Below are 22,230 nucleotides of genomic sequence, written 5' to 3'. Positions count from 1 at the left end.
CTACGAGTCCTGTGCCGATTGGTCCAGGGCATCGATGGCGGACGTGATCAGTGCCCGTGCATCGGCCCCGTGAACAGCGAGCTTGGCGAATTCCGTGAACGCCTTGAGGTACTGCCGCACTTCGGTCGGCGTGGTCACGTTGACCCGGGCCGTCAGCAGCTCCGCCTCGGTCTGCTCCTCGTCGTACACCGTGAACGTTTCGATCATCCACATACGGCGCTCGGCCGCGAAGGGGATGACACCCAGCGATATGGACGGGAATGCCATGGCGGACAGCAAGTGGCCCAGTTGTCCGGCCATCGTCTCGGCGTCGCCGACGCGGTGGCGCAGCACCGATTCCTCCAGCACCAGGGCGAACCGGTGGTCCCCCTGCCGTACCACGCGGGCCGACCGGGCCAGCCGTGCCTCGACGGCGCCGGCCACGTCGTCCGGCGTCTCGTGGAACTCGCTGATGGAACGCATGAGTGCCGTCGCATAGGCGTGGGTCTGGAGCACGCCGGGCACCACGTTCGCGCAGTACGTACGGAACACGCGGGTCCGCTCGTACAGCGGCAGGTACGACTCCTGGAGCTGTCGCAGCCCCGAGCGCTGCACGCGCCGCCACTCGACGTACATGTTGTCCGCCGAGCGAGTGGCGGCGATCAGGTCCCCTGTCTCGCTGTCCGCCCCGCAGGCCCGGCACCATGCCCGGATGTCCTCGGCGGACGCCGGGGTGACGGCATTCTCCAGGCGCGAGACCTTGGACTTGTACCAACCCGCACGGGCCGCCAGGGCCTGGCCCGAGATGCCCGCGTCCTGCCGGATCTCCCGGAGGCGGTCGGCGACGGCCTTGCGGGCTGCTTGAACACTCGTTGACGCAGACGCGGACATAGGGCGTGACGATCCGTCAGATCCGGTAGTCCTCGTGCGGCGTGGCCCGCTCCCACACGGCGTCGAACGCCGCCGCGCACAGCTTCGCCACGTCGGGGCGTTCGTCCAGCTCCGGGCCCGCCGAGCCGCCCTCGCCCGTGAAGTGGTTCCACATGATCAGCCGCCCGTCGAACAGCCAGAAGTCGTTGCCGGGCAGGGCCAGATCGGACGCCTTCCGGCGCGGCAGCCAGCGCACCGACTCGCCTGCGGCGATGTTCTGGTAGGTGCACTCGTACTCGTACCGGATGTACTCGCTCACCGGCTCCGACACGATCCGGGCCCGGCGGAACGCCACCCCGCGCGCCGTCGCGTCCCGCACCCAGGTGTGGAAGTCGTTCCACCATGTCGCGGGATCCGGGTGGGGCCGCCAACCGGCCCGCCACCCGGCGAATTCGGAGGCCTCCTCACCGATTCCGTACGAGTCGCGCAGCTCCAGGTGCACAGCCGAATGGCGCGTGTTGGCCAGCAGGTCAACGAACGCCGAGTCGGTCTGCGACATCGCATGCCTCCCTGAGTGCGGCCACCATGCGGATCGGCAGCCGCACCACGGCTTCCGTCTCGGGGACGGGTCCGGTCTCGCGGCACTGGGCCAACAGCGCCTCGCCGGCCTTCCAGCCCTGAATGACGACCTCTTCCGCTTCCTCGTCCACCCAGGCCGTCGGGCACTGGGCTCCATTGGTGTTGGGATCCTTCGCGATGAACCGCAGTGCCATGGCTGCCGCCTCCGGTTTTTCACTTGCCCGCGACGATGTTCATTGCCCTACGTGGCGCCACACCTCGCGGCGCTACGTTTCGCGACATTCCACAACGTTCTATGAGCGTTGCCCATCAAGCCGAACAGCGTCAAGAGGGCTTGTCCAGTTGGCGGTTGAACGCCGCGGCAGGGAGGGGCGGGCAGGGGCCAGCGTCGCGGACGGGGTGGGTGGGCATTCCAGCGTGCCGGGGGCGAAACCTCCGAGAGGCGATGCAGGGATCGCAGCCCCGCCAGGAAGGGCCGGGGCGCAGCCCCAGGGGCCAGACCGTCCAACCCCTTGCACGGGCGGGCGGGTGGGTAAGCCTCCCGGGTCCGGGGCGGAGCCCCGCATCGCCCAGCCCAGGCCACCCCGATACGCACCGCCCGCCCCCGCCAAGGGAGCCACCCCGCCGCACCCAGGGCTATCCCGAGACCGCCCGGATCTGCGTCCGCACCGCCCCCATGCTCGCGCCGATCACCAGGGCGATGGCCAGTGCCTGGGGCCAGGACAGGGCCTGGCTCAAGATCAGGAAGCCCGCCGTCGCTGCGATCGCCGGCTCCAGGCTCATCAGGATCGCGAAGGCGGACGCGGGCAGGCGGCGCAGGGCCAGGAGTTCCAGGGTGTAGGGGAGGACCGAGGACAGGACGGCCACCGCCGCGCCCAGCGCCATGGTGGAGGGGACGAGCAGCTTCCCGCCCGCCTGCGCGATGCCGATCGGCAGGAACAGGACCGCCGCCACCGCCATGGCGAGGGCGAGCCCGTCGGCCTGGGGGAAGCGGCGGCCCGTACGGGCGCTGAACAGGATGTACACCGCCCAGCACACACCCGCCCCCAGTGCGTACGCCACCCCCACCGCGTCCAGGCTGCCGAAGCCGCCCCCGCCGAGCAGGACGACGCCCGCGAGGGCCAGCGCGGCCCACAGGACGTTGACGAGGCGGCGCGACGCGAACACCGACAGGGCCAGCGGGCCGAGGACCTCCAGGGTGACCGCGACGCCGAGCGGGATGCGGTCGACCGCCTGGTAGAACAGCCCGTTCATGCCGGCCATCGCCACCCCGAACGCGACCACCGTTCCCCAGTCCGCCCGCGAATGCCCCCGCAGCTTCGGCCGGCACACCAGCAGGAGGACGATCGCCGCGGCGACGAGCCGCAGCGTGACGACTCCCGCGGCGCCCGCCCTCGGCATCAGCGTCACCGCCACCGCGGCCCCGAACTGCACCGATATGCCGCCCGCCACCACCAGCGCGACCGGCCCGAACGCCGCCCGGCGCCCGCCCCGGCCCGCGCCCTTCAGCGCACCGGCAGCCTCCGGTACGGCGACGGCGGCCGCCGCGACCGGCTCTGCCGCACCCGCACCCTTGACCGGATTCACCGGCGCTCCTCTCCCATCGGATTCAGCATTCGGCGCGGCCGACGAGCCACCATCGGCCCACTCACTCCAGCAGTCCAGCAGAATGCACTTATGGATTCAATATCTTGGACTGCACCCGCTTGGCGCAACCGTCTTTCCGCGGGAAGCGGAACAACTCGCTCCATCTAATGTAAGCGGCTCCGGGTAGCCCTACCCCTCACCGTCCAGGCCCTCCGCCAGCACCTCCGCCAGGTGCCTCGCCCTGCGGCCCGCCAGCTGGGCCAGTTGCGTACGGCAGGAGTAGCCGTCGGCAAGGACTTCCGTGCCAGGGGCGGCACCCCGTACCGAAGGCAGCAGCTGGTCCTCCGCGCAGGCCACCGACACCTCCCAGTGGCCCCGCTCGAACCCGAAGTTCCCGGCGAGACCGCAGCACCCGCCTCTGAGCTCGCCCGTCAGGCCGGCCTTCTCGCGCAGGCGGCGGTCGGCCTCGTCACCCAGGACCGCGTGCTGGTGGCAGTGGGTCTGGCCGACCACGGGGCGATCGAGGCGCGGCGGCGCCCAGTGCGGCGCGCACTCCTGAAGGGCCTCGGCGAAGGTGCGCACCGAAGCGGCGAGGCGGGCCGCCCGCGGGTCGGCGGGGAGCAGTTCCGGCAGGTCCGTGCGCAGGGTGGCCGCGCAGCTCGGTTCGAGTACGACCAGGGGACGGTCCGCCCCGCTCAGGTACGGCTCCATCGCGTCCAGGGTGTGGCCGAGCACCACCTTCGCCCAGTCCAGCTGGCCCGTGGACACATAGGTGAGCCCGCAGCAGACCCGCCCCGCCGGAACCTCCGCCTCCAGTCCCGCCTCCGACAGCACCCGCAGGGCCGCACGCCCCACCTCCGGGGAAAGGTGGTTGGTGAAGGTGTCCGGCCAAAGGATCACCGTCGAGTCACCCGGCACCGGGCGCTTCCGCAGCTCGCTCAGGAAGGTGTGCGGGGCCAGCTGCGGAAGCGTTCGCTCCGGCGCGATCCCTGCGAGACGTTTCGCGAACGCGGCCAGCGGGCGGACCCGGGCCGCCGCGTTCAGGGGGCGGGCCAGCGGCGCGGCCGCCCGCAGCCACCCGGGGAGCCGGCCCAGCGCATAGTGGGAGGCGGGGCGCAGGCGCCCTTCGTAGTGGTGGTGCAGGAACTCCGCCTTGTACGTCGCCATGTCCACGCCCACCGGACAGTCGCTCCGGCAGCCCTTGCAGGACAGGCACAGGTCGAGCACGTCCCGCACCTCCTCCGAGCGCCAGCCGTCCGTGACCACCTCCCCCGCCAGCATCTCGTGCAGCAGCCGCGCCCGGCCCCGCGTCGAGTGCCCCTCTTCGCCGGTGGCCCGGAAAGACGGACACATGACGTCGTCGCCCTTCGAACTCCCTTTGTCCGTACGGCACTTGGCGACCCCCACACATCTGCGCACCGCCGCCGCGAAGTCACCCCCGTCGTGCGGGTAGCCGAACTCCACGTCCACCGGACGCTTCGGCAGCGCCTCGAAGCGCAGGTTCTCGTCAAGCCGCGCGGGCCGGGCGAGGATCCCTGGATTGAGCAGGCCATCCGGGTCCCACAAGTCCTTGAACTCGCCGAACAGGCCGACGAGTTCGCCTCCGTACATCTTCGGGAGCAGTTCCGCGCGGGCCTGCCCGTCGCCGTGCTCGCCGCTGAGCGAGCCGCCGTGCGCGACCACCAGATCGGCCAGGTCCTCGGAGAACGCGCGGAAACGACCGATCCCGGCGGGGGTCAGCAGGTCGAAGTCGATGCGGACGTGGATGCAGCCGTCCCCGAAGTGCCCGTACGGGGTGCCGCGCAGCCCGTACGAGGAGAGCAGGGATCTGAACTCCCGCAAATATGCCCCCAGTTGAGCGGGCGGGACCGCGCAGTCCTCCCAGCCGGGCCAGGCCTCGGTGCCGTCGGGCATGCGGGTCGCGGTGCCCGCCGCGTCCTCGCGGATCCGCCACAGCGCGCGCACCTCGGCCGGGTCGCTCACCACGGCGGCCTCAAGAGCGTCGCCCGCCCGCGCCAACTCCTGTGCCCGCGCACGCGCTTCGGCCTCCGTCGCCCCGCCGGCCTCGACGAACAGCCAGGCCCCGCCGCGCGGCAGGCCGGCCTCGCCCCGTACCCGTACGAGATCGGCGGCCATGCCCTCCACCGTCAGCGGGCGGTACGGAAGCAGCCCGGGTGCCGCCTCGGCGGCCGCGCTCTCGTCGGGGTAGCCGAGCACGGCGAGCGCGCGGGCGGGCGGCGACTCCACCAGGCGTACGGTGGCCTCGGTCACCACCCCCAGCGTGCCCTCGCTACCGCAGAACGCCCGTGCAAGATCGGCCCCGCGCTCGGGGAGCAGGGCGTCCATCGCGTAACCGGAGATGCGGCGCGGGAGGTCCTGGGGGTAGCCGGTGCGGAGCGCTGACAGATGACGGATGACGAAATCGCGTAGACCAACAGGTGATGTCGAGTTCTGCCATCCCTGTGCCAGTTGGTGAACAGTGCCCTGTGCGCTGACGACGGTCAGATCACGGATGTTGTCAGCCGTCGTCCCCCACCGCACCGAGTGTGCCCCGCAGGCGTTGTTGCCGATCATCCCGCCGAGCGTGCACCTGCTGTGCGTCGAGGGGTCGGGGCCGAAGGTGAGCCCGTGCGGCGCGACCGCGTCCCGCAGGGTGTCGAGCACAACCCCGGGCTGCACCACGGCGGTTCGGGCCGCCGCGTCCACCGAGACGAGCGAGCACATGAAACGGGTGAAGTCGAGCACGATCCCGGTGCCGGTGGCCTGGCCCGCGATCGAGGTGCCGCCGCCGCGCGGCACCACCGGCACCCCGTACGTCCGGCAGACCGCGAGCGCCGCCGCCACGTCGTCGGCGTCGCGCGGCGCGACCACGCCCAGGGGCACCCGGCGGTAGTTCGAGGCGTCCATCGTCGTCAGGGCGCGGGCGGTGACACCGAGGTCCACCCGGCCGCGCACCACCCGCGACAGCTCGCGTTCCAGCTCCCGCTCCAGGCCGGATGCCTGTTCCTGGCCCTGCTCCCGGCTCTGCTCCCGGCTCTGCTCGCGCTTCAGTCCCGGGGCCTTCGCACCATCTGCCATGGGCCCAGGATGCCCGGCCCCGGCCCCGCACGGGCTCAGCGCCGCACGGGCCGCCGCGCGTCCGATGCATAGTCACGCCGTGTCCGTCCCGTGTCCGGAAACAGACCAAGATGAGCCGAATGTGGCCGGTCAACGACCTTGCTGAGCGGGAATCTTCACCAAGAACTATCCAATTCGATCACCAACTCTCCTATAGTTGCCCCTCGTTCCCCGAGGAACAGGAACACCCCGTTCCACACCCCGTTCCACATCTCCTCCCAGCCCGCCCTCAACACCCGCTCCCCGTTCGCCCGCCATAAGCGCTGTAAGGCATTGATCGATGACGGCGTCGCCCTCCCTCACCCGCCCCTCCGCGCTGGCCCTGCTGATCACCGCGGTGGTCACCGGCGCGTTCTGCACGGTGGCGGTGGTCTCGGCCACGCCCGGCACCCGCGCCGTAGTCGGCTGGAGCCTCGGCGCCGCGGCGGCCCTGCTCAGCGCCGGCGCGTACGCCGTGACGCACAGCGTGCTGCGCAACCGTGTGCTGCGTTCCCGGCTCGCCGCGCTCAACGGCCAGATCAGCGCCCAGGAGGCCAACGCCGCCCGGCGCAGTGCCGACGCGGTACGCCTCGACGCGGCCCAGTCCGCCGAGCGCAAGGCCCTGGTCGCCGCCCACACCGCCGAGCTGCGCCGCGCCGAGTCCGCTCGGGCCGCAGCCCTCGCCGCCACCGCCAACGCGGCCGGCCGCATGCAGGCGCTGGCCACCGGCATGCTCGCCGACCTGCGCGACATGGAGCACCGGCACGCCGACGAGGAGGTGCTCGGCGACCTCCTCCACCTCGACCACCGCACCGCACAGGCGGGCCGCCTCGCGGACTCCATCGCCGTACTGACCGGGGCGCGTTCGGGCCGCCGCTGGGCCAGGCCCATCGTCATGGAGTCCATCCTGCGCGGCGCGATGGGCCGCATCGGCGGCTACCAGCGCGTACGGCTGCACTCCACCAGCGACGCGGCCGTCGCCGGACACGCCGCCGAGGGCGTCATGCACGCGCTGGCCGAACTCCTCGACAACGCGGCCAACTTCTCGCCGCCGACCGCCGAGGTCCACGTGTACGTCGAGGAAGTACCGGCCGGGGTGATCATCACGGTCGAGGACAGCGGTCTGGTCATGAGCGAGGTGCAGCTGCGCCGGGCCGAACAGGCCGTTTCCGGCCGGTCGTTGGACCTGGCCGGACTCTCCGGCACCCGGCTCGGCCTCTCGGTCGTCGGCCGCCTCGCCCGCAAGCACGGCCTCACGGTGTCGTTCCGGCCCTCCGCGCGCGGCGGCACCGGCGCCCTGATGCTGCTCCCGCACGAGCTGATCACCCACGTCAGCACGGCCCCGACTCCGACCCCGGCCGCGCCCGCCGCCGACGTACCGCAGGAGCCGAAGGCGACGGAGACGGCCGCCACCAAGCCGGAGGCGGCCAACGAGCCGGCCAACGAGCCGGAGGCCACTCACGAGCCGGCCGCCGAGCCCGCCGCCGCGACCAGCGCCACCACCGGCACCCCCGGTGATCCCAGCGCCGGCGCCAGCGCGGAAACCAGTGGCGAATTCCCGCAGTTCGGCGAGAGCGGGCTGCCCAGGCGCAAGCGCGGGCGGGCGCTTGCCGCGGCCCACCCCGATGGTCCGGACGCCCCGGCGGCCCCGGCCCGCGCCTCGACCGCCGCGTCCGGCGCGGCCGCCCGCTTCAGCAGCTTCCGCCAGGCCGTACGCGCGAACTCCCCCACCCCGGAAGGCAACACCGAATGACCGGCACCACCACCGACGAGAAGCTCAACTGGCTCCTGGAGAACCTGCTTGAGCGCACCCCCGGCGCCCGGCACGGCCTCGTCCTGTCCCGCGACGGCCTCAAGCTGTGCCGCACGCCGGAGCTCTCCGTCGACCAGGCCGACCAGCTGGCCGCGATCGCCGCGGGCATCCAGAGCCTGTCGCACGGGGCGTCGATGGAGTTCGGCGACGGAAGCGGCGGGGTGCGCTCCGCCATGGCCGAGTTCTACGGCGGCATCCTCTTCATCGTCGAGGCCGGCGAGGGCGCGCACCTCGCGGTGGTCGCCGCCGAGGACGCGGACGCGGGGCTCGTCGGCCACAACATGTCCGAGCTGGTGGAGCAGCTCGGCGAATACCTCAGCGCCGAGCCGCGGGCATGAGCAGGCCGGGCCGGGACGACTCGCCGGACCGGCTCTACACCCTCACCGGCGGCCGCAGCCGCTCCGGCTCGGACGCCTTCGACCTGGTCACGCTGGTGGTCACCGAGTCCGACCCGGTGCCCGGCATGCAGTCTGAGCACGTGGCGATCCTGCAAATGTGCCGCTTCCCGACGGCGGTCGTGGAGATCGCGGCCGAGCTCGGCCTGCCCGTCACGGTGGTCCGCATCCTGCTCGCCGACCTGCACGACACGGGCCGCATCAGCGCCCGCCACCCGCGCTCGGCCCACCGCCTTCCCGACCCCGACATCCTGGAGCAGGTGCTCGTTGGCCTCCGAAATCTCTGAACGGCCCGCACGCTCGGAACGGCCCGCCCTCGCGGGAACCGCGGACAACGGCCTGAAAATCGTCGTCGTCGGTGGTTTCGGCGTCGGAAAGACGACCATGGTGCGCTCGGTCAGCGAGATACGTCCGCTGAACACCGAGGAGACCATGACCAAAGCGGGCGAGGCCGTGGACGACCTCGACGGGGTGCGTACGAAGACGGCCACCACCGTCGCCTTCGACTTCGGCCGCATCACCCTGGACGCGCACAACGTCCTTTACCTGTTCGGCGCGCCAGGACAGGAGCGGTTCTGGTTCCTGTGGGACCGCCTTTTCGCGGGCACCCTCGGCGCGGTCGTCCTGGTGGACACCCGGCGCCTGGCCGACTCCTGGTACGCCATCGACCGCCTGGAGCACCACGGCACGCCGTTCGTCGTGGCCTGCAACGACTTCGGCGGCCCCGCGCACACCGAGGCCCAGGTCCGCGAGGCTCTCGACCTGCCGCCCGAGGTGCCGCTGGTCCGCTGCGACGCCCGGTCGCGCGAGTCCAGCAAGACCGTCCTGATCACCCTCGTAGAACATCTCGCACGCCTGCAGAAGGCACCGGAGCTCCTACCGTGACGTGCCCCATCCCCGCCCCCGTCCCGCTCGGCGGCCCCCGGTTCCAGACCGAGCCGAACGAGCTGTACCGCGACCTGCGGCGCGACCACGGCGCGGTGGCGCCCGTCGTCCTGGACGGCGACGTGCCGGCCTGGCTGGTGCTCGGCTACCGCGAGCTGCACCAGGTCACCAGCGACCCGGTGCTGTTCTCGCGCGACTCCGACCTGTGGAACCAGTGGGACCGCATCCCCGCCGACTGGCCGCTGCTTCCCATGATCGGCCGCAAGCAGCCGTCGATCCTCTACACCGTCGGCGAGCGCCACCGCGAGCGGGCCGCGATGGTGTCCGGCGCCCTGGAGGCCGTCGACCCCTTCGAACTGCGCAGCCACGCCGAGCGGTTCGCGGACGAGCTGATCGACGCGCTGTGCGGCGCGGGCAGCTGCGACATCGTCGGCCAGTACGCGATGCTCCTGCCGGTACGCGTCCTGGCCCGGCTCTACGGATTCGGCGACGAGCAGGGCCCCGGCCTGGTCACCGCGATGAACGACATGGTCAACGGCCGGGAGGGCGCCCTGGAGGGCCAGCGCCACCTCGCCGAGTCGATGTACGCGCTGCTCACCGCCAAGCAGGTCGAGCCCGGCGAGGACGTGGCGTCCCGGATGCTCGCCAACCCGTACGGCTTCTCCGTCGAGGAGGTCGGCCAGGACCTGATGGTGATGATGGCCGCCGGGCACCAGCCCACCGCGGACTGGATCGGCAACTCGCTGCGCCTGATGCTCACCGACGACCGGTTCGCGGCCTCGCTCGCGGGCGGGCGGCACAGCGTCGGCGAGGCCATGAACGAGGTGCTCTGGGAGGACACCCCCACCCAGAACGTGGCGGGCCGGTGGGCCGCCCGCGACACCCGCCTCGGCGGCCGGCACATCCGGGCCGGCGACCTGCTCCTGCTCGGCCTGGCCGCGGCCAACGGCGACCCTCAGGTACGCACCGACGCGGCCGCGCTGACCGGCGGGAACAGCGCGTTCTTCTCGTTCGGGCACGGCGAGCACCGCTGCCCGTTCCCCGCGCAGGAGGTCGCCGAGGTCATCGCGCGGACCGGCATCGAGGTGCTGCTCGACCGGCTGCCGGACGTCGATCTCGCCGCGTCCGCCGGGCAGTTGACCCGCCGGCCCTCCCCGTGGCTGCGGGGTCTGACCGAGCTTCCCGTGACGTTCACTCCCACTCCCGCCCTTGGAGCAGTCCGATGAGCAACCCCATGAGCAGCCCGTCGCAGTGCCCCGTGGACCACAGCGGCGCGATCACCCTGGACCCGTTCGTCAGCGACCTCGACGCCGAGAGCGCGGCGCTGCGCGCGGCCGGTCCGCTGGTACGGGTCGTGCTGCCGGGCTCGGTGGCCTGCTACTCCGTGACGCACCACGCGGAGGCCCGCCGGCTCCTGACCGACCCCCGCCTGGTCAAGGACATCAACAGCTGGGGTGCCTGGCAGCGCGGCGAGATCCCGCCGGACTGGCCGCTGATCGGGCTCGCCAACCCGGGCCGCTCGATGCTGACCGTCGACGGCGACGAGCACCGCCGCCTGCGCACCCTGGTCGCGCAGGCGCTGACCGTACGCCGGGTCGAGCGGCTGCGGGCGGGCATCGAGGCGCTGACGTCGTCGATGCTCGACCGGCTCGCGGAGCTTGACGCCGGTGAAGTGGTCGACCTGAAGGCGGAGTTCGCGTACCCGCTGCCCATGAGCGTGGTCAGCGAGCTGATGGGGGTGGACGCGGCCGACCATCCGCGCATGAAGTCCCTCTTCGAGAAGTTCTTCTCCACGCAGACGCCTCCTGAGGAGGTGCCGCGGATGATGGCGGACCTGGGCGAGCTGTTCGGGCGGATCGTCGAGTCCAAGCGGCGCGCGCCGGGCGACGACCTGACCAGTGCGCTGCTCGCCGCCTCCGAGGACGGCGACCACCTCAGTACGGAGGAGATCACCAACACGCTGCAGCTGATGGTGGCGGCGGGCCACGAGACCACGATCAGCCTCATCGTGAACGCGGTGGTGGCCCTGGAGACGCACCCCTCGCAGCGCAAGCTGGTGCTTGACGGGGTGGTGCCGTGGGAGAACGTGATCGAGGAGACGTTGCGCTGGTCCACGCCGACCTCGCACGTCCTGTTCCGCTTCGCGACGGAGGACGTCGCGGTGGGCGACCGGGTTCTCCCCGCGGGGGAGGCGCTGATCGTCTCCTTCGGGGCGATAGGCCGTGACGAGGCGCAGCACGGCGCGACGGCGGGGGACTTCGACGTCACCCGCACCCCGGCTCCGGTGCGGCACATCTCCTTCGGCCATGGCCCGCACGTCTGCCCGGGCGCGGCCCTGTCCCGCCTGGAGGCGAGCGTCGCCCTCCCGGCCCTGTACGCCCGCTTCCCTTCCCTGACCTTGGCGGTCCCGCGGGCCGAGCTCCGCAACAAGCCGATAGTGACCCAGAACGACCTGTTCGCCCTGCCGGTACGACTGGCCTAGCCACCCTGGGGGCTCCGCCCCCAGCCCCCCGTGGTTCGGCTGCGGACCGTACGTGGCTGGTCGCGCAGTTCCCCGCGCCCCTGACCCGCTTTCGTCCGCGGACCGTACGTGGTGCTCGCGCAGTTCCCCGCGCCCCTAGCAGGATCGATCCTGGCGGGGTCGGCATCTTTAGCCCGTCCGGCGCTTGAGGACGAGCGCCCTTAAGGCGCGAACGGGGTCCGGGGGCGGAGCCCCCGAAAGGGGTGCAGGGGACGAAGTCCCCGCAAGGGGTCTGGGGCGCAGCCCCAGGAGCCGAACCCTCCCACCCCTTGCACGGGCGGGAGGGTGGGCGCCCCCCCGGGGTGCAGGGGGCGAAGCCCCCGCTGGGGGTCTGGGGGCGCAGCCCCCGGAAGCTGAGCCATCCAACGCCCTGCACGGGCGGGTGGGTGGGCGAACCCCCCGGGGTCTGGGGCGGAGCCCCAGGCGGCTCAGGCTCGCGCTGTGGGGCCCGTCTCATCCGGCGGACCCGCCGGACCGGGCGGGCCAGAACCGGATACGCTCGCGCACGTGGCTGAGATCCAGATTCCCGCTGACATGAAGCCCGCCGACGGCCGTTTCGGCGCGGGCCCCTCCAAGGTGCGTACGGAGGCGCTGGACGCCCTGGCCGCCACCGGTTCCTCCCTCCTCGGCACCTCCCACCGCCAGGCCCCGGTCAAGAACCTGGTCGGCGAGGTGCGCCAGGGCATCCGCGACCTCTTCTCCCTCCCCGAGGGCTACGAGGTGATCCTGGGCAACGGCGGCTCCACCGCGTTCTGGGACATCGCGACGCACGGCCTGATCGAGAACAAGTCCCAGCACCTGAACTTCGGCGAGTTCTCGTCCAAGTTCGCCAAGGCCGCCAAGCTGGCGCCCTGGCTGGCCGAGCCGACCGTCATCAGCAGCGACCCGGGTACGCACCCGGACCCGAAGGCCGAGGCCGGCGTGGACGTGTACGCGTTCACTCACAACGAGACCTCGACCGGAGTCGCCGCCCCGATCAAGCGCGTGGCCGGCGCGGACGAGGGCTCCCTCGTCCTGGTGGACGCGACCTCCGGCGCCGGCGGCCTGCCCGTCGACATCACCGAGACCGACGTCTACTACTTCGCCCCGCAGAAGTCGTTCGCCTCCGACGGCGGCCTGTGGCTCGCCGCGTTCTCGCCCGCCGCCCTGGACCGCGCCCAGCGCATCCACGCGAGCGGCCGCCACGTCCCGGAGTTCTTCTCGCTGCCCACCGCGATCGACAACTCGCTGAAGAACCAGACGTACAACACGCCTGCCCTGTCCACCCTGTTCCTGCTCAACGAGCAGCTGAAGTGGATCAACGGCCAGGGCGGCCTCGCCTGGTCGACGGCCCGCACCGCCAGCTCCGCCGCCGCCCTGTACGGCTGGGCCGAGGACTCCAAGCACGCCGCCCCGTTCGTCACCGACCCGGCCAAGCGCTCGCAGGTCATCGGCACGATCGACTTCGCGGACGACATCGACGCCGCCGCGATCGCCAAGGTGCTGCGCGCCAACGGCATCGTCGACACCGAGCCGTACCGCAAGCTCGGCCGCAACCAGCTGCGCATCGCCATGTTCCCGGCGATCGACCCGGCCGACGTCGAGGCCCTGACGGCCTGCATCGACTACGTCATCGAGCAGCTCTGAGCATCAGCTAGTTCGGCCGACGAGGGCCCGGCACCGTGATGGTGCCGGGCCCTCGCGCATGCCCGGGTGCTGCCACCGGCCCGCAGACGCACCCCCGCACCCCCAGCGGAGCGTCACGGCCGATAACCGCCCTATTCCGCAAGGGACTTGGTCCCTACCATCCAAAGCGGTCCGGCGCGCACCGCACCACGGCCGGACCGGCCCGAAGGTTTGACATGTTCATGCCTCAACTATGCATGAACGCTCGGCTGGACTCCCCACATCCACGCAAGGCCACCGACCAACCGATCGGAGCTTCACCATGCCCGGTGCACTTCTCGCAGGCGGCGCGACCGCAGCGTTCCTCGCGTCCTCGCTCTTCACCCAGGCCGCCCCGGCCGGCATCATCGCGCCGCCCGACAAGATCGTGATCGAGGTCGCGACCGTCAACGGCTCCGGCTGCCCCATCGGCACCGCCGCGGTCGCCGTCTCCCCGGACAACACCGCCTTCACCGTCACCTACAGCCAGTACCTGGCGCAGGTGGGCGCCGGTTCCAAGCCCACCGACTTCCGCAAGAACTGCCAGCTCAACCTGATCGTGCACGTGCCCTCGGGCTTCACCTACGCCATCGCGAGCGCCGACTACCGCGGCTACGCCCACCTGGAGAGCGGCGCGAGCGCCACCCAGAAGGCCTCGTACTACTTCCAGGGCTCGCCCGACACGGCGAGCAGAACGCACCCGTTCAACGGCCCGTACGACAACGACTGGGAGGCCACCGACACCACCGACTGGGGCCAGCTGGTCTGGGCCCCCTGCGGCGTGCAGCGCAACTTCAACATCAACACCGAGCTGCGCGCGAGCGCCGGCACCTCGGACCCGAAGACCAACAGCTTCATCGCCATGGACTCCACCGACGGCAACATCCAGACCATCTACCACCTGGCCTGGAAGGAGTGCCCGGACCAGCAGCGCTGAGCCGCGTCACGGGGCCCGTACCGCGAAGTGGTGCGGGCCCTTCAGCCGCTGCGGCGCCTCAGTACGCGCTTGACTCCCAGGCCGAGCACCGTGGCGCCCGCCAGAACCACCGCGCCGAGCAGATAGTTCCCGCTGCCCGCGCCGTCACCCGAATCGGTGGAACTGCCGCCCGCCGAGGGCGACTTGGCGCCACCCTCCTTTAGGGGGACGCGCACCACGTCACTGTCCGCCCCTTCCGAGCCGACCATCAGGGCCGAGCCGTCCGGGGTGTACGTCACCGATTCGGACTGGGCCTGCACCGGCGTGCCCGGCACCGCGTGCCAGTCGCCGAGCGGTCCGGCCCCGCCCTTCCAGGCGTATTCGGCCAGCGCGAAGTAGCCCCGCAGCGCCAGCTTCGTACCGTCCGGTGAGAACGCGCCATCGGTCACCCAGGGCACCTCGCCGACCCGGCGGAAGACGTTCGTACCGGAGGCGGAGAGCTGGGCCGGACCCTCGTAGAGGCCGCCGCCGCTCTCGCGCTTGGAGGCTATGTAGACCCGGCCGGTCTTCGGGTGGACCATCAACGCCTCGGCGTTGCGCGGCCCGTCGGCGTACTGGACGACGTACTGCGTGGCCTTGACCGTCTGGTCCTTGAGCTGGGCGGGCTCGTGGAAGCGGTATATCCAGACGTGGCTCCAGGAGCCGTCCAGGTTGTCGCCGATGTCGCCGACGTAGAGGTCGCCGTCGGGCCCGATCGAGATCGCCTCCACGTCGCGCGGCCGGCCGATGCCCTCCATGGTGACCCGGGCGACGGTCTGCCCGGTCTTCGCGTCCACGGCGTACACGTACGGGCCGTCCCCGCTGTCGTTGTGCGTCCAGTAGATGCCGGGATGGGCGCGGCTCGCGGCGAGACCGCTGGACTCCTTGACGCGGGGGTCCTTGATGGTGAACCCGCCGCCGTCGGCCACGGCCGGTCCCGCCGCACACGCCAGGACGAGCCCGGCCACCCCGCACACCCTCAGAAGCGAACGCATCCCCCCAGTGTCCACGGCCGCGTCCGGTACCCGGGGTGTCCACCGTCACGTCGCAGCACCGCGTACCGATCGGTAATGATGACCCCCATGCGTTTTCTCTTCGTCGGCGACTCCATGACCATCGGATGCCCCGGCGACTTCACCTGGCGCCACCGCATGTGGCGCCACCTCGAAGCGACCTTCGACGGCCCGTACGAGATCGTCGGCCCGCGCACCGCCCTGTACGACCCGGCGGCCGGCGCCCCGGTCTCGCACGAGTACGCCGACCCCGGCTTCCCGGCCGCCGCCCGCCGCCACCTCGCGGGCTGGGGCGAGGGCTGGCTGCACATGGCCCCGGTGATCGGCCCGGCCGTCGCGGAGAGCCGGGCGGACGTGCTGCTCGTCTCGCTCGGCCTGATAGACCTCGGCTTCTATACGGACGCCGGCCAGACCGCCGCCAATGTGCGCGCGTTCGTCGAGGGCGCCCGGGAAGCCAACCCGCAGGTCCGCATAGTCGCGCTGCCCGTCATCCCGAACATCCGGGCCGAGGAGGACGCCCCCTTCGCGGCCGAGGTGGCCCTCTTCAACGAGCTGCTCGCCAAGGCGGTCGCCGACCTCGACACGGCCGCGTCCCCGCTGCTGCTCGCCGCGGTCCCGGACTCGTACGACATCCACCGGGACACCTACGACGGCACGCACCCGGGCCCCAGCGGCGAGCACAAGCTGGCGGCGGCCTTCGCAAACGCGCTGCACGGCGCCTGGGAGCTGGGCGCCCGCTACGCGCTGTAGGACGCCCAGTTCCGGACCGCGAACCGGCTTGCCTCGCGCCGGACTTCGAAGGCGCCGGGGCCGCCGAAGTGGGCCGGGACGACGAGTTCGCGCTCGTCGGCGGCGCGGCCCAGGATGCGGCGGCGGGTGGCCGCGGCCTGCGCCTCGTCCTCGCAGAAGCAGCTGTTGCAGGACGGCTCGGCGATCTGCACCGGGCTGTGCAGCAGGTCGCCGACGAACACGGCCCGCTCGCCGCCGGACGCGAGCCTCAGTACGGAGGAGCCCGGCGTGTGTCCGGGCGCCGCCTCCAGAAGGAGGTTGTCGTCGATGCGGTGCTCGCCCTCCCACAGCACGGCCTGCCCGGCCCGCACGACCGGCGCGACGCTGTCCCCGAAGAGGGCCACGTCGTCCACGCGCAGCTCGCGCCCGTTGGCCGGGTCGAAGTGGGCGTGGTCGGCGGCCGGCATGAGATAGGTGGCGTTGGGGAACGCGGGCACCCACTCGCCGGGCCCCCGACCCACCGTGTTCCAGCCGACGTGGTCGGCGTGCAGATGGGTGTTGACGACGACGTCGACGTCCTCGGGCCGCACTCCGGCGGCCGCCAACTGCCCCAGGAAATCGGTGTTTCGATGGTGGAACATCGGCATACTGGGCCGCTCTCGGCCGTTGCCTACGCCGGTGTCCACGAGCACGGTCCGCCCGCCGCTGCGCAGCACCCAGGTCTGCAGCGCCCCGATCCACTGGTCGCTGCCGGGCTCCCAGAAGTCCGGCGCGAGCGTCTCCTCGTTGGCCTTCCACACCTCGATCCCGGCGTCCGGCACGATCCGGCGGGCGGACCCGAAAGCGCCCTCCCACTCCACGACCCTGATGACCTCGACCTCGCCCAAGGTGATGCTCCGCACGTCTCCGCCGCCTTCCGCTCGCTGTCCGTTGCCTCGACCTTAAGAGGGCGGAGGTGAGCCGTTCAATGCCTCTTCTACTCATCTGAATACGCGAACGTCTCACGCGCTCGGCGGGTCATCGCTAGGCTGGCCGCATGGACCTGGTGAGCGATGCGATCTCCGCGGTGCGGGTGGGCCGGCCGTCCTCCACCAGGCTGCGGGTGGGCGGCAGTTGGTGCGCCCGCCTCGACCCGTACGAGGGCGCGGGCTTCCACGTCGTCCTGGAGGGCAGCTGCTGGATGGTGACCGAGGGCGGCTCCGCGGTCGTCCTGAACACGGGGGACGCGGTGCTGCTTCCGCACGGCAGCGGGCATGTCATCGCCGACCGCCCGGCCGACCGGGCCACCGTGGAGCGCGCCGTCGACTTCGCCCGCTGGTCGGAGTCGGCCGCCCCCGACTGCCGTGCGGATACGGGCGATACGGAGCTGCTGTGCGGCAAGTACCGGCTCGACCGGCGCCACACGCACCCCCTGATGGCCGACCTGCCGGACGTCGTGCACATCCCCAACCGGGTGGGCCACCACGACGAACTCCGGTCCGCCATCGACCTGTTGGGCCGCGAGGTCGCCTCCTCGCACGCCGGCTCGGCGGTCGCCCTGCCGAGCCTGCTCGATCTGCTGCTCGTCTATCTCGTACGGGCCTGGATGGCGGAGGGCACCACCTCGCGCTGGCCGGCCGCGCTGCACGACCCGGTGGTGGCCGAGGCCCTGCACGCCCTGCACGAGGACCCCGCCGCGGCCTGGAGCAACGAGCGGCTCGCGGGCCACGTGGGCGTGTCCCGGGCCACGTTGGCGCGCCGGTTCACCGCCCTCGTCGGCCGGGCTCCGATGGCGTACCTCACCTGGTGGCGGCTGACCCGGGCCGCGGCCCTGCTGCGCACCACCCCGGACGCGCTCGACGCCATCGCCCAGCGCGTCGGCTACAGCACCCCGTACGCCCTGTCGCACGCCTTCAGCAGGCAGTACGGCACGACGCCGGGGCGCTACCGGGCCGGCGTCACGGCTTGACGACGAGCTTGCCCCTGGTGTGGCCGCCCTCGCTCAGCTCCAGGGCCTTGACCGCGTCGGCGAGCGGGAACGTCTCGGCGTGGCGGATGCGCAGCCGACCCTCGGCGACCAGGCGGGCGTGGGCCTCGTAGATCGGTTCGGGGGCCGGCGTGCCCTCGCCGCTGAAGCGGACGCCGTGGTCGGCGGCGCCCGTGTCGGCGATGGTGACGATGCGGGAGGCGGTGCCGCCGCGCAGCGCTATGGAGTCGGGCAGCGCGCCCTTGCCGGCCGCGTCGTACACCGCGTCGATGCCCTGCGGGGCGACCTCGCGCACCCGCTCGACCAGGCCCTCCCCGTACGCCAGCGGTATCGCGCCCAGCTCGCGCAGGAAGGCGTGGTTCGCGGGGGACGCGGTGCCGATGACCTTGGCACCCCGGGCCACCGCGAGCTGCACGCCGACCGAGCCGGTCACGCCCGCCGCGCCGTGGATCAACAGGGTTTCACCCTCGGCCAGTTCGAGCAGGCGCAGGACCCGCTCGGAGGTCTCGCCCGCCACCGGAAGCGCGACGGCCTGCTCCCAGGTCAGCTCGGCCGGCTTGCGCACGACGTGGGTGGCCAGGGCGTACTCGGCGTACGCGCCGGTGTCGGAGTGTCCGAACACCTCGTCGCCGACCGCGAACCCGGTGACGCCCTCGCCCAGTTCGTCGACGACGCCCGCCAGCTCCAGGCCCGGGACCGCCGGGAAAGTCACCGGGAACTGGTGCTGCATCCAGCCGTTGCGGATCCGGTAGTCGACCGGGTTGACGCCCGCCGCGACCACCTTCACCCGCACCTGGCCGGGGCCCGGCTCGGGCTTCTCGGCCTCGCCCAGGGCCAGCACCTCGGGGCCGCCGAACCGCTCGTACACGATCGCTTCCATCACAGCACTCCTCGCATCGCTCACTACGTCGTCCACGACGTGGTTCCAGCGTCCGTCGACGCCCGGCCCAACCCGGCCCGTCTTACGGCCGGTTCGACCTGGCCACAAGGCTGGGCACGGACGGCCGCGCCGACCGTACGCTGGCGTGATGGAGCCCCGCACGAGCCGCACCGCACCCCGCGCCGGTACCGGTACGACGCCCGCCGCCTTCGCCCTCGCGCGCGCCGCCGAGCTGGTGAGCGGGCCGCTGGACGAGATCCTGCCGACCCTCTCCGAGGCCATCGCGCCGCTGGTCCCGCACACGGTGGCCGCCGAGCTGTCGGGGCACTGCGCGCACTCGCCGTTCAAGGTGCACAGCGACACGGGGGCGGCCCGGATCGCCGTCGCCGACCTCCAGGAGCTCGGCCCGCTCGTCACGCCGGGCCTCCTCTGGCAGGGCACGGCCGTGATCGGCGGGGTGGAACAAGCCGTGGTGGCGGTCGCGAGCGAGGCCGCGCCCATGGCCGCGCGGCCACCGCTGCTCGTTCTCGTACGCAAGTCGCCGGGAGCCTTGTTGACGGACGCGGACGGCGAGATCGTCCAGCATCTGTGGGACCTGGTGACCGGCCATCGGGCCCGCCTCGCCATCGAGGCGGTGCCGGGCACGCTCGCCCAGTCGCGGTCCACCGCCGCCGAGCGGGCCCGGGTGATCGCCGAACTGGGCGAGGCCCACGAGGCCGCGCTCACCGCCCTGCTCGGCGTCCTGCGCAGCAAGAACCTGGAGGACCGGGCGGCCCGCTCGCGCGCCGTCGACCTCGCGGTGTCCGCCCTGGTCGCGCTGCGCGCCGAGGCCGACCGGAACCAGGAGCTCACGGAGGAGCCGGCCGCCGAGGCCTTCGCCCGGCTCGCCGACTCCCTGAAGCCGCTGCTCCGCCACAGCGAAGTGCGGCTCGAATTCGCGCCGCCGGAGGCGGAGACCGCCGAGATGTCGGTCGCGGCCGACGTCGCGCACCTCTCACGCGCCGCCGTACGCGCCCTGGTGCTCGCCATGGCCGGCCAGCAGGGGGTGCGCCGCATCCATGTGCGCTGGCGGATCGTGAACTGCCAACTGGTCGCGGCCGTACGGGACGACGGGCCCGGCGAGCTGTCACGGGCCGCGTTCGACACCCATCGGGTGGCCCAGCGCCTGGCCGCGCTCGGCGGCACCCTCGCGGTGGACGCGCTGCCCGGCTGGGGCACCACGGTCACCGCGACCCTGCCGCTGGGCACCGCCCCGAGCCCGCGCGTCGACCCGCTGGCCGGGCTGCACCCGCGCGAGGCGGAGGTGCTCGGCCATCTCGCCCGGGGGCACCGCAACCGGACGATCGCCGAGGAGCTGCACATCAGCGAGTCGACGGTGAAGTTCCACGTCGCGAACATCCTGGCCAAGCTGGGAGTGAGCTCGCGCGGGGAGGCGGCGGCGATGCTGCACGCGGTGGCGTAGCCGCCCTTTTATGCATGCCGGGTAGCGGCTGCGGGCCGTTGTCAGTGGCGGGTGCCGGTCACGGCTGCGGGCCGTTGTCAGTGGCGGGTGCCAGACTCGATCGCGTGAACGAACGGTGGGCCATCGCGGCGGCCGAGGGCGGCGGGGCACGGCTCGCCCCTCTCGGGGACGACGGGCTGCCCGCGGGCGAGGTGCGCGAGGAGGCCGACCTGGTCGCGGCCGTCCGCGCGCGCCCCGAGGTGGGCCGCTGGGTGTGGCGGTCCACCACCGAGCTCTACCCCCGGCTGCTCGCGGCCGGCGTCAGGGTCGAGCGGTGCTACGACATCGAGGACGCCGAGCTGCTGCTGCTCGGCCACGAGGGCCGGCTCGGCGAGCCCCGCTCGGCGGCGGCCGCCTGGGCCCGCCTCCACAACAGACCCGTACCGGCCGACCCGCCACCCCGCGCGGCCGAACCGGGCTCGCAGTCCTCCCTCTTCGAGCCCCAGAACACGGCGGAGCTGCCCTTCGAGGCGCTGCTTGAGGTGTACGCGGACCAGCAGCGCCGGCACGACCGTGCCGAGCACCCGGGGCGGATGCGGCTGCTCACCGCGTCCGAGTCGGCGGGGATGCTGGTCGCCGCCGAGATGAACAGGGCGGGCCTGCCGTGGCGGGCCGATGTGCACCGCGAGGTGCTGCACGGCCTGCTCGGCGAGCGGTACGCCAGCGGCTCGCCCCGCACGGGGGGCGGCGGCGAGCCGCGCCGCCTGGCGGAGCTCGCGGACCAGGTGTCGGCGGCCTTCGGGCGGCGGGTCAGACCGGACCTGCCCGCCGATGTGGTGAAGGCGTTCGGCGAGGCCGGGATCCGCATCAAGTCGACCCGGCGCTGGGAGCTGGCCGAGCTCGACCACCCGGCGGTGGAGCCGCTGATCGAGTACAAGAAGCTGTACCGGATCTGGACCGCGCACGGCTGGAGCTGGCTTCAGGACTGGGTGCGTGACGGCCGCTTCCGGGCCGAGTACACCCCGGGCGGCGCGGCCAGCGGGCGCTGGACGACCAACGGCGGCGGCGCCCTGCAGATCCCCAAGGTGATACGGCAGGCGGTGGTCGCCGACGAGGGCTGGCGCCTGGTGGTCGCCGACGCCGACCAGATGGAGCCCAGGGTGCTCGCCGCGATCTCCCGCGACCCCGGCCTGATGGAGGTGGCGGGCCACGACGGCGACCTGTACACCTCGCTGTCCGACCGGGCGTTCTCCGGTGACCGCGAACACGCCAAGCTCGCGCTGCTCGGCGCCGTCTACGGCCAGACCTCGGGCGACGGCCTCAAGAACCTGGCCGCGCTGCGAAGACGCTTCCCGCTCGCGGTGGCGTACGTCGACGACGCGGCGAAGGCGGGCGAGGAGGGCCGGCTCGTACGCACCTGGCTGGGCAGGACCAGCCCGCCCGCCGCCGGTGCGGGCGAGGCCGACGAGGCGGGCATCCCCCAGGAACAGGACGATCAACTGGCCGGTTCTGGTGGGGAGTTCGCGCCCGGGTATGCCTCCAGTGATGCCCGAGCGCGCGGCAGGTTCACCCGGAACTTCGTGGTGCAGGGCAGCGCCGCCGACTGGGCGCTGCTGCTGCTCGCCGCACTGCGCCGGGCGATCGATGCGGCCGGGCTCCAGGCCGAGCTGGTCTTCTTCCAGCACGACGAGGTGATCGTGCACTGCCCGGCCGAGGAGGCGGACGTCGTGACGAAGGCGATCCGCGAGGCCGGCGAACTGGCCGGGCGGATCACCTTCGGGGACACGCCGGTGCGTTTCCCGTTCACGACGGCGGTGGTGGAGCGCTACTCGGACGCGAAGTAGCCCTGTTCCCTTGGCACTTGAGACAGCCCTGTT

The 22,230-nt window shown here is 72.5% G+C and carries 20 protein-coding genes; 12 read left to right on the top strand and 8 right to left on the bottom strand.

What is annotated here, in order from left to right; genetic code table 11:
- The 5 genes from OHA17_RS22395 to OHA17_RS22375 form a co-directional block, all read right to left on the bottom strand.
- Positions 1 to 870 (bottom strand): helix-turn-helix domain-containing protein, encoded by an 870-nt coding sequence (locus OHA17_RS22395; protein WP_406508074.1) that lies wholly within the window; start codon positions 868 to 870, stop codon positions 1 to 3.
- Between the two features lie 16 nt (positions 871 to 886).
- Positions 887 to 1,408: a DUF6879 family protein gene (locus tag OHA17_RS22390; RefSeq protein WP_406508073.1), complete on the bottom strand. Its 522-nt coding sequence runs from the start codon at positions 1,406 to 1,408 to the stop codon at positions 887 to 889.
- Entirely contained in the window at positions 1,380 to 1,622 is a 243-nt protein-coding gene (locus OHA17_RS22385; protein ID WP_398878530.1) for a hypothetical protein, read from the bottom strand. Before OHA17_RS22385 ends, OHA17_RS22390 begins: the two co-directional genes overlap by 29 nt.
- Before the next feature lie 442 nt (positions 1,623 to 2,064).
- Positions 2,065 to 3,015: an EamA family transporter gene (locus tag OHA17_RS22380; protein ID WP_406508072.1), complete on the bottom strand. Its 951-nt coding sequence runs from the start codon at positions 3,013 to 3,015 to the stop codon at positions 2,065 to 2,067.
- A gap of 189 nt (positions 3,016 to 3,204) precedes the next feature.
- On the bottom strand, positions 3,205 to 6,093 hold the full coding sequence (locus OHA17_RS22375) for an FAD-binding and (Fe-S)-binding domain-containing protein (protein ID WP_406508071.1): 2,889 nt from the start codon (positions 6,091 to 6,093) through the stop codon (positions 3,205 to 3,207).
- 319 nt (positions 6,094 to 6,412) lie between these two features.
- Here OHA17_RS22375 and OHA17_RS22370 point away from each other — a divergent pair, with 319 nt between their 5' ends.
- The 8 genes from OHA17_RS22370 to OHA17_RS22335 all read left to right on the top strand — a co-directional run bounded on the left by OHA17_RS22370 (position 6,413) and on the right by OHA17_RS22335 (position 14,306).
- A complete protein-coding gene (locus OHA17_RS22370; protein WP_406508070.1) occupies positions 6,413 to 7,864 on the top strand; it encodes a sensor histidine kinase in 1,452 nt (483 codons plus the stop codon).
- A complete protein-coding gene (locus OHA17_RS22365; RefSeq protein ID WP_398878536.1) occupies positions 7,861 to 8,262 on the top strand; it encodes a roadblock/LC7 domain-containing protein in 402 nt (133 codons plus the stop codon). The genes OHA17_RS22370 and OHA17_RS22365 overlap by 4 nt, the downstream gene beginning before the upstream one ends.
- Positions 8,259 to 8,606, top strand: a complete 348-nt coding sequence (locus OHA17_RS22360) for a DUF742 domain-containing protein (RefSeq protein WP_406508069.1) — start codon at positions 8,259 to 8,261, stop codon at positions 8,604 to 8,606. The genes OHA17_RS22365 and OHA17_RS22360 overlap by 4 nt, the downstream gene beginning before the upstream one ends.
- Complete coding sequence (locus tag OHA17_RS22355) at positions 8,587 to 9,204, top strand: ATP/GTP-binding protein (RefSeq protein WP_053730806.1); 618 nt, start codon at positions 8,587 to 8,589, stop codon at positions 9,202 to 9,204. Before OHA17_RS22360 ends, OHA17_RS22355 begins: the two co-directional genes overlap by 20 nt.
- On the top strand, positions 9,201 to 10,430 hold the full coding sequence (locus OHA17_RS22350) for a cytochrome P450 (protein ID WP_406508068.1): 1,230 nt from the start codon (positions 9,201 to 9,203) through the stop codon (positions 10,428 to 10,430). Before OHA17_RS22355 ends, OHA17_RS22350 begins: the two co-directional genes overlap by 4 nt.
- Positions 10,427 to 11,686, top strand: a complete 1,260-nt coding sequence (locus OHA17_RS22345; protein WP_406508067.1) for a cytochrome P450 — start codon at positions 10,427 to 10,429, stop codon at positions 11,684 to 11,686. Before OHA17_RS22350 ends, OHA17_RS22345 begins: the two co-directional genes overlap by 4 nt.
- 546 nt (positions 11,687 to 12,232) lie before the next feature.
- On the top strand, positions 12,233 to 13,351 hold the full coding sequence (gene serC / locus OHA17_RS22340; protein ID WP_406508066.1) for a phosphoserine transaminase: 1,119 nt from the start codon (positions 12,233 to 12,235) through the stop codon (positions 13,349 to 13,351).
- A gap of 301 nt (positions 13,352 to 13,652) precedes the next feature.
- Entirely contained in the window at positions 13,653 to 14,306 is a 654-nt protein-coding gene (locus OHA17_RS22335) for a DUF4360 domain-containing protein (protein ID WP_398878548.1), read from the top strand.
- Positions 14,307 to 14,347: 41 nt separating this feature from the next.
- Here the strand turns inward: OHA17_RS22335 and OHA17_RS22330 are convergent, their stop codons facing one another.
- Positions 14,348 to 15,319 (bottom strand): WD40 repeat domain-containing protein, encoded by a 972-nt coding sequence (locus OHA17_RS22330; protein WP_406508065.1) that lies wholly within the window; start codon positions 15,317 to 15,319, stop codon positions 14,348 to 14,350.
- Between the two features lie 87 nt (positions 15,320 to 15,406).
- On the opposite strand from OHA17_RS22330, the gene OHA17_RS22325 reads away from it, so the two are divergent.
- Positions 15,407 to 16,087, top strand: coding sequence for a GDSL-type esterase/lipase family protein (locus OHA17_RS22325; RefSeq protein WP_406508064.1), 681 nt, complete (start codon positions 15,407 to 15,409; stop codon positions 16,085 to 16,087).
- Here OHA17_RS22325 and OHA17_RS22320 read toward each other — a convergent pair.
- Positions 16,075 to 16,968 (bottom strand): MBL fold metallo-hydrolase, encoded by an 894-nt coding sequence (locus OHA17_RS22320; RefSeq protein WP_406508063.1) that lies wholly within the window; start codon positions 16,966 to 16,968, stop codon positions 16,075 to 16,077. The two genes, OHA17_RS22325 and OHA17_RS22320, sit on opposite strands and share 13 nt — an antisense overlap.
- Before the next feature lie 134 nt (positions 16,969 to 17,102).
- Between OHA17_RS22320 and OHA17_RS22315 the strand changes: the two genes are divergently transcribed.
- Positions 17,103 to 18,014 (top strand): AraC family transcriptional regulator, encoded by a 912-nt coding sequence (locus tag OHA17_RS22315; protein ID WP_406508062.1) that lies wholly within the window; start codon positions 17,103 to 17,105, stop codon positions 18,012 to 18,014.
- Here OHA17_RS22315 and OHA17_RS22310 read toward each other — a convergent pair.
- Positions 18,004 to 18,912, bottom strand: a complete 909-nt coding sequence (locus OHA17_RS22310) for an NADP-dependent oxidoreductase (protein WP_406508061.1) — start codon at positions 18,910 to 18,912, stop codon at positions 18,004 to 18,006. The genes OHA17_RS22315 and OHA17_RS22310 overlap by 11 nt on opposite strands.
- A gap of 148 nt (positions 18,913 to 19,060) precedes the next feature.
- Between OHA17_RS22310 and OHA17_RS22305 the strand changes: the two genes are divergently transcribed.
- Positions 19,061 to 20,374, top strand: a complete 1,314-nt coding sequence (locus OHA17_RS22305) for a LuxR C-terminal-related transcriptional regulator (RefSeq protein WP_406508060.1) — start codon at positions 19,061 to 19,063, stop codon at positions 20,372 to 20,374.
- A 104-nt stretch (positions 20,375 to 20,478) separates the two neighbouring features.
- Positions 20,479 to 22,197: a bifunctional 3'-5' exonuclease/DNA polymerase gene (locus OHA17_RS22300; protein WP_406508059.1), complete on the top strand. Its 1,719-nt coding sequence runs from the start codon at positions 20,479 to 20,481 to the stop codon at positions 22,195 to 22,197.
- Positions 22,198 to 22,230 lie beyond the last annotated feature (33 nt).

The sequence above is a fragment of the Streptomyces sp. NBC_00212 genome (assembly GCF_045206365.1).
In the GTDB taxonomy this organism is placed as follows: Bacteria; Actinomycetota; Actinomycetes; order Streptomycetales; family Streptomycetaceae; genus Streptomyces.
Note: the sequence above shows the minus strand (reverse complement) of the source record. Positions and strands in the feature narration are given on the sequence as shown.

Bases quoted from the DNA above. Each gene is read 5' to 3' on its own strand.
- OHA17_RS22305 (WP_406508060.1), top strand. From the start codon at position 19,061: ATGGAGCCCCGCACGAGCCGCACCGCACCCCGCGCCGGTACCGGTACG.
- OHA17_RS22370 (WP_406508070.1), top strand. From the start codon at position 6,413: ATGACGGCGTCGCCCTCCCTCACCCGCCCCTCCGCGCTGGCCCTGCTG.
- OHA17_RS22385 (WP_398878530.1), bottom strand. From the start codon at position 1,622: ATGGCACTGCGGTTCATCGCGAAGGATCCCAACACCAATGGAGCCCAG.
- OHA17_RS22325 (WP_406508064.1), top strand. From the start codon at position 15,407: ATGCGTTTTCTCTTCGTCGGCGACTCCATGACCATCGGATGCCCCGGC.
- OHA17_RS22345 (WP_406508067.1), top strand. From the start codon at position 10,427: ATGAGCAACCCCATGAGCAGCCCGTCGCAGTGCCCCGTGGACCACAGC.
- OHA17_RS22390 (WP_406508073.1), bottom strand. From the start codon at position 1,408: ATGTCGCAGACCGACTCGGCGTTCGTTGACCTGCTGGCCAACACGCGC.
- OHA17_RS22335 (WP_398878548.1), top strand. From the start codon at position 13,653: ATGCCCGGTGCACTTCTCGCAGGCGGCGCGACCGCAGCGTTCCTCGCG.
- OHA17_RS22330 (WP_406508065.1), bottom strand. From the start codon at position 15,319: ATGCGTTCGCTTCTGAGGGTGTGCGGGGTGGCCGGGCTCGTCCTGGCG.
- OHA17_RS22360 (WP_406508069.1), top strand. From the start codon at position 8,259: ATGAGCAGGCCGGGCCGGGACGACTCGCCGGACCGGCTCTACACCCTC.
- OHA17_RS22375 (WP_406508071.1), bottom strand. From the start codon at position 6,093: ATGGCAGATGGTGCGAAGGCCCCGGGACTGAAGCGCGAGCAGAGCCGG.
- OHA17_RS22395 (WP_406508074.1), bottom strand. From the start codon at position 870: ATGTCCGCGTCTGCGTCAACGAGTGTTCAAGCAGCCCGCAAGGCCGTC.
- OHA17_RS22315 (WP_406508062.1), top strand. From the start codon at position 17,103: ATGGACCTGGTGAGCGATGCGATCTCCGCGGTGCGGGTGGGCCGGCCG.
- OHA17_RS22365 (WP_398878536.1), top strand. From the start codon at position 7,861: ATGACCGGCACCACCACCGACGAGAAGCTCAACTGGCTCCTGGAGAAC.
- OHA17_RS22310 (WP_406508061.1), bottom strand. From the start codon at position 18,912: ATGGAAGCGATCGTGTACGAGCGGTTCGGCGGCCCCGAGGTGCTGGCC.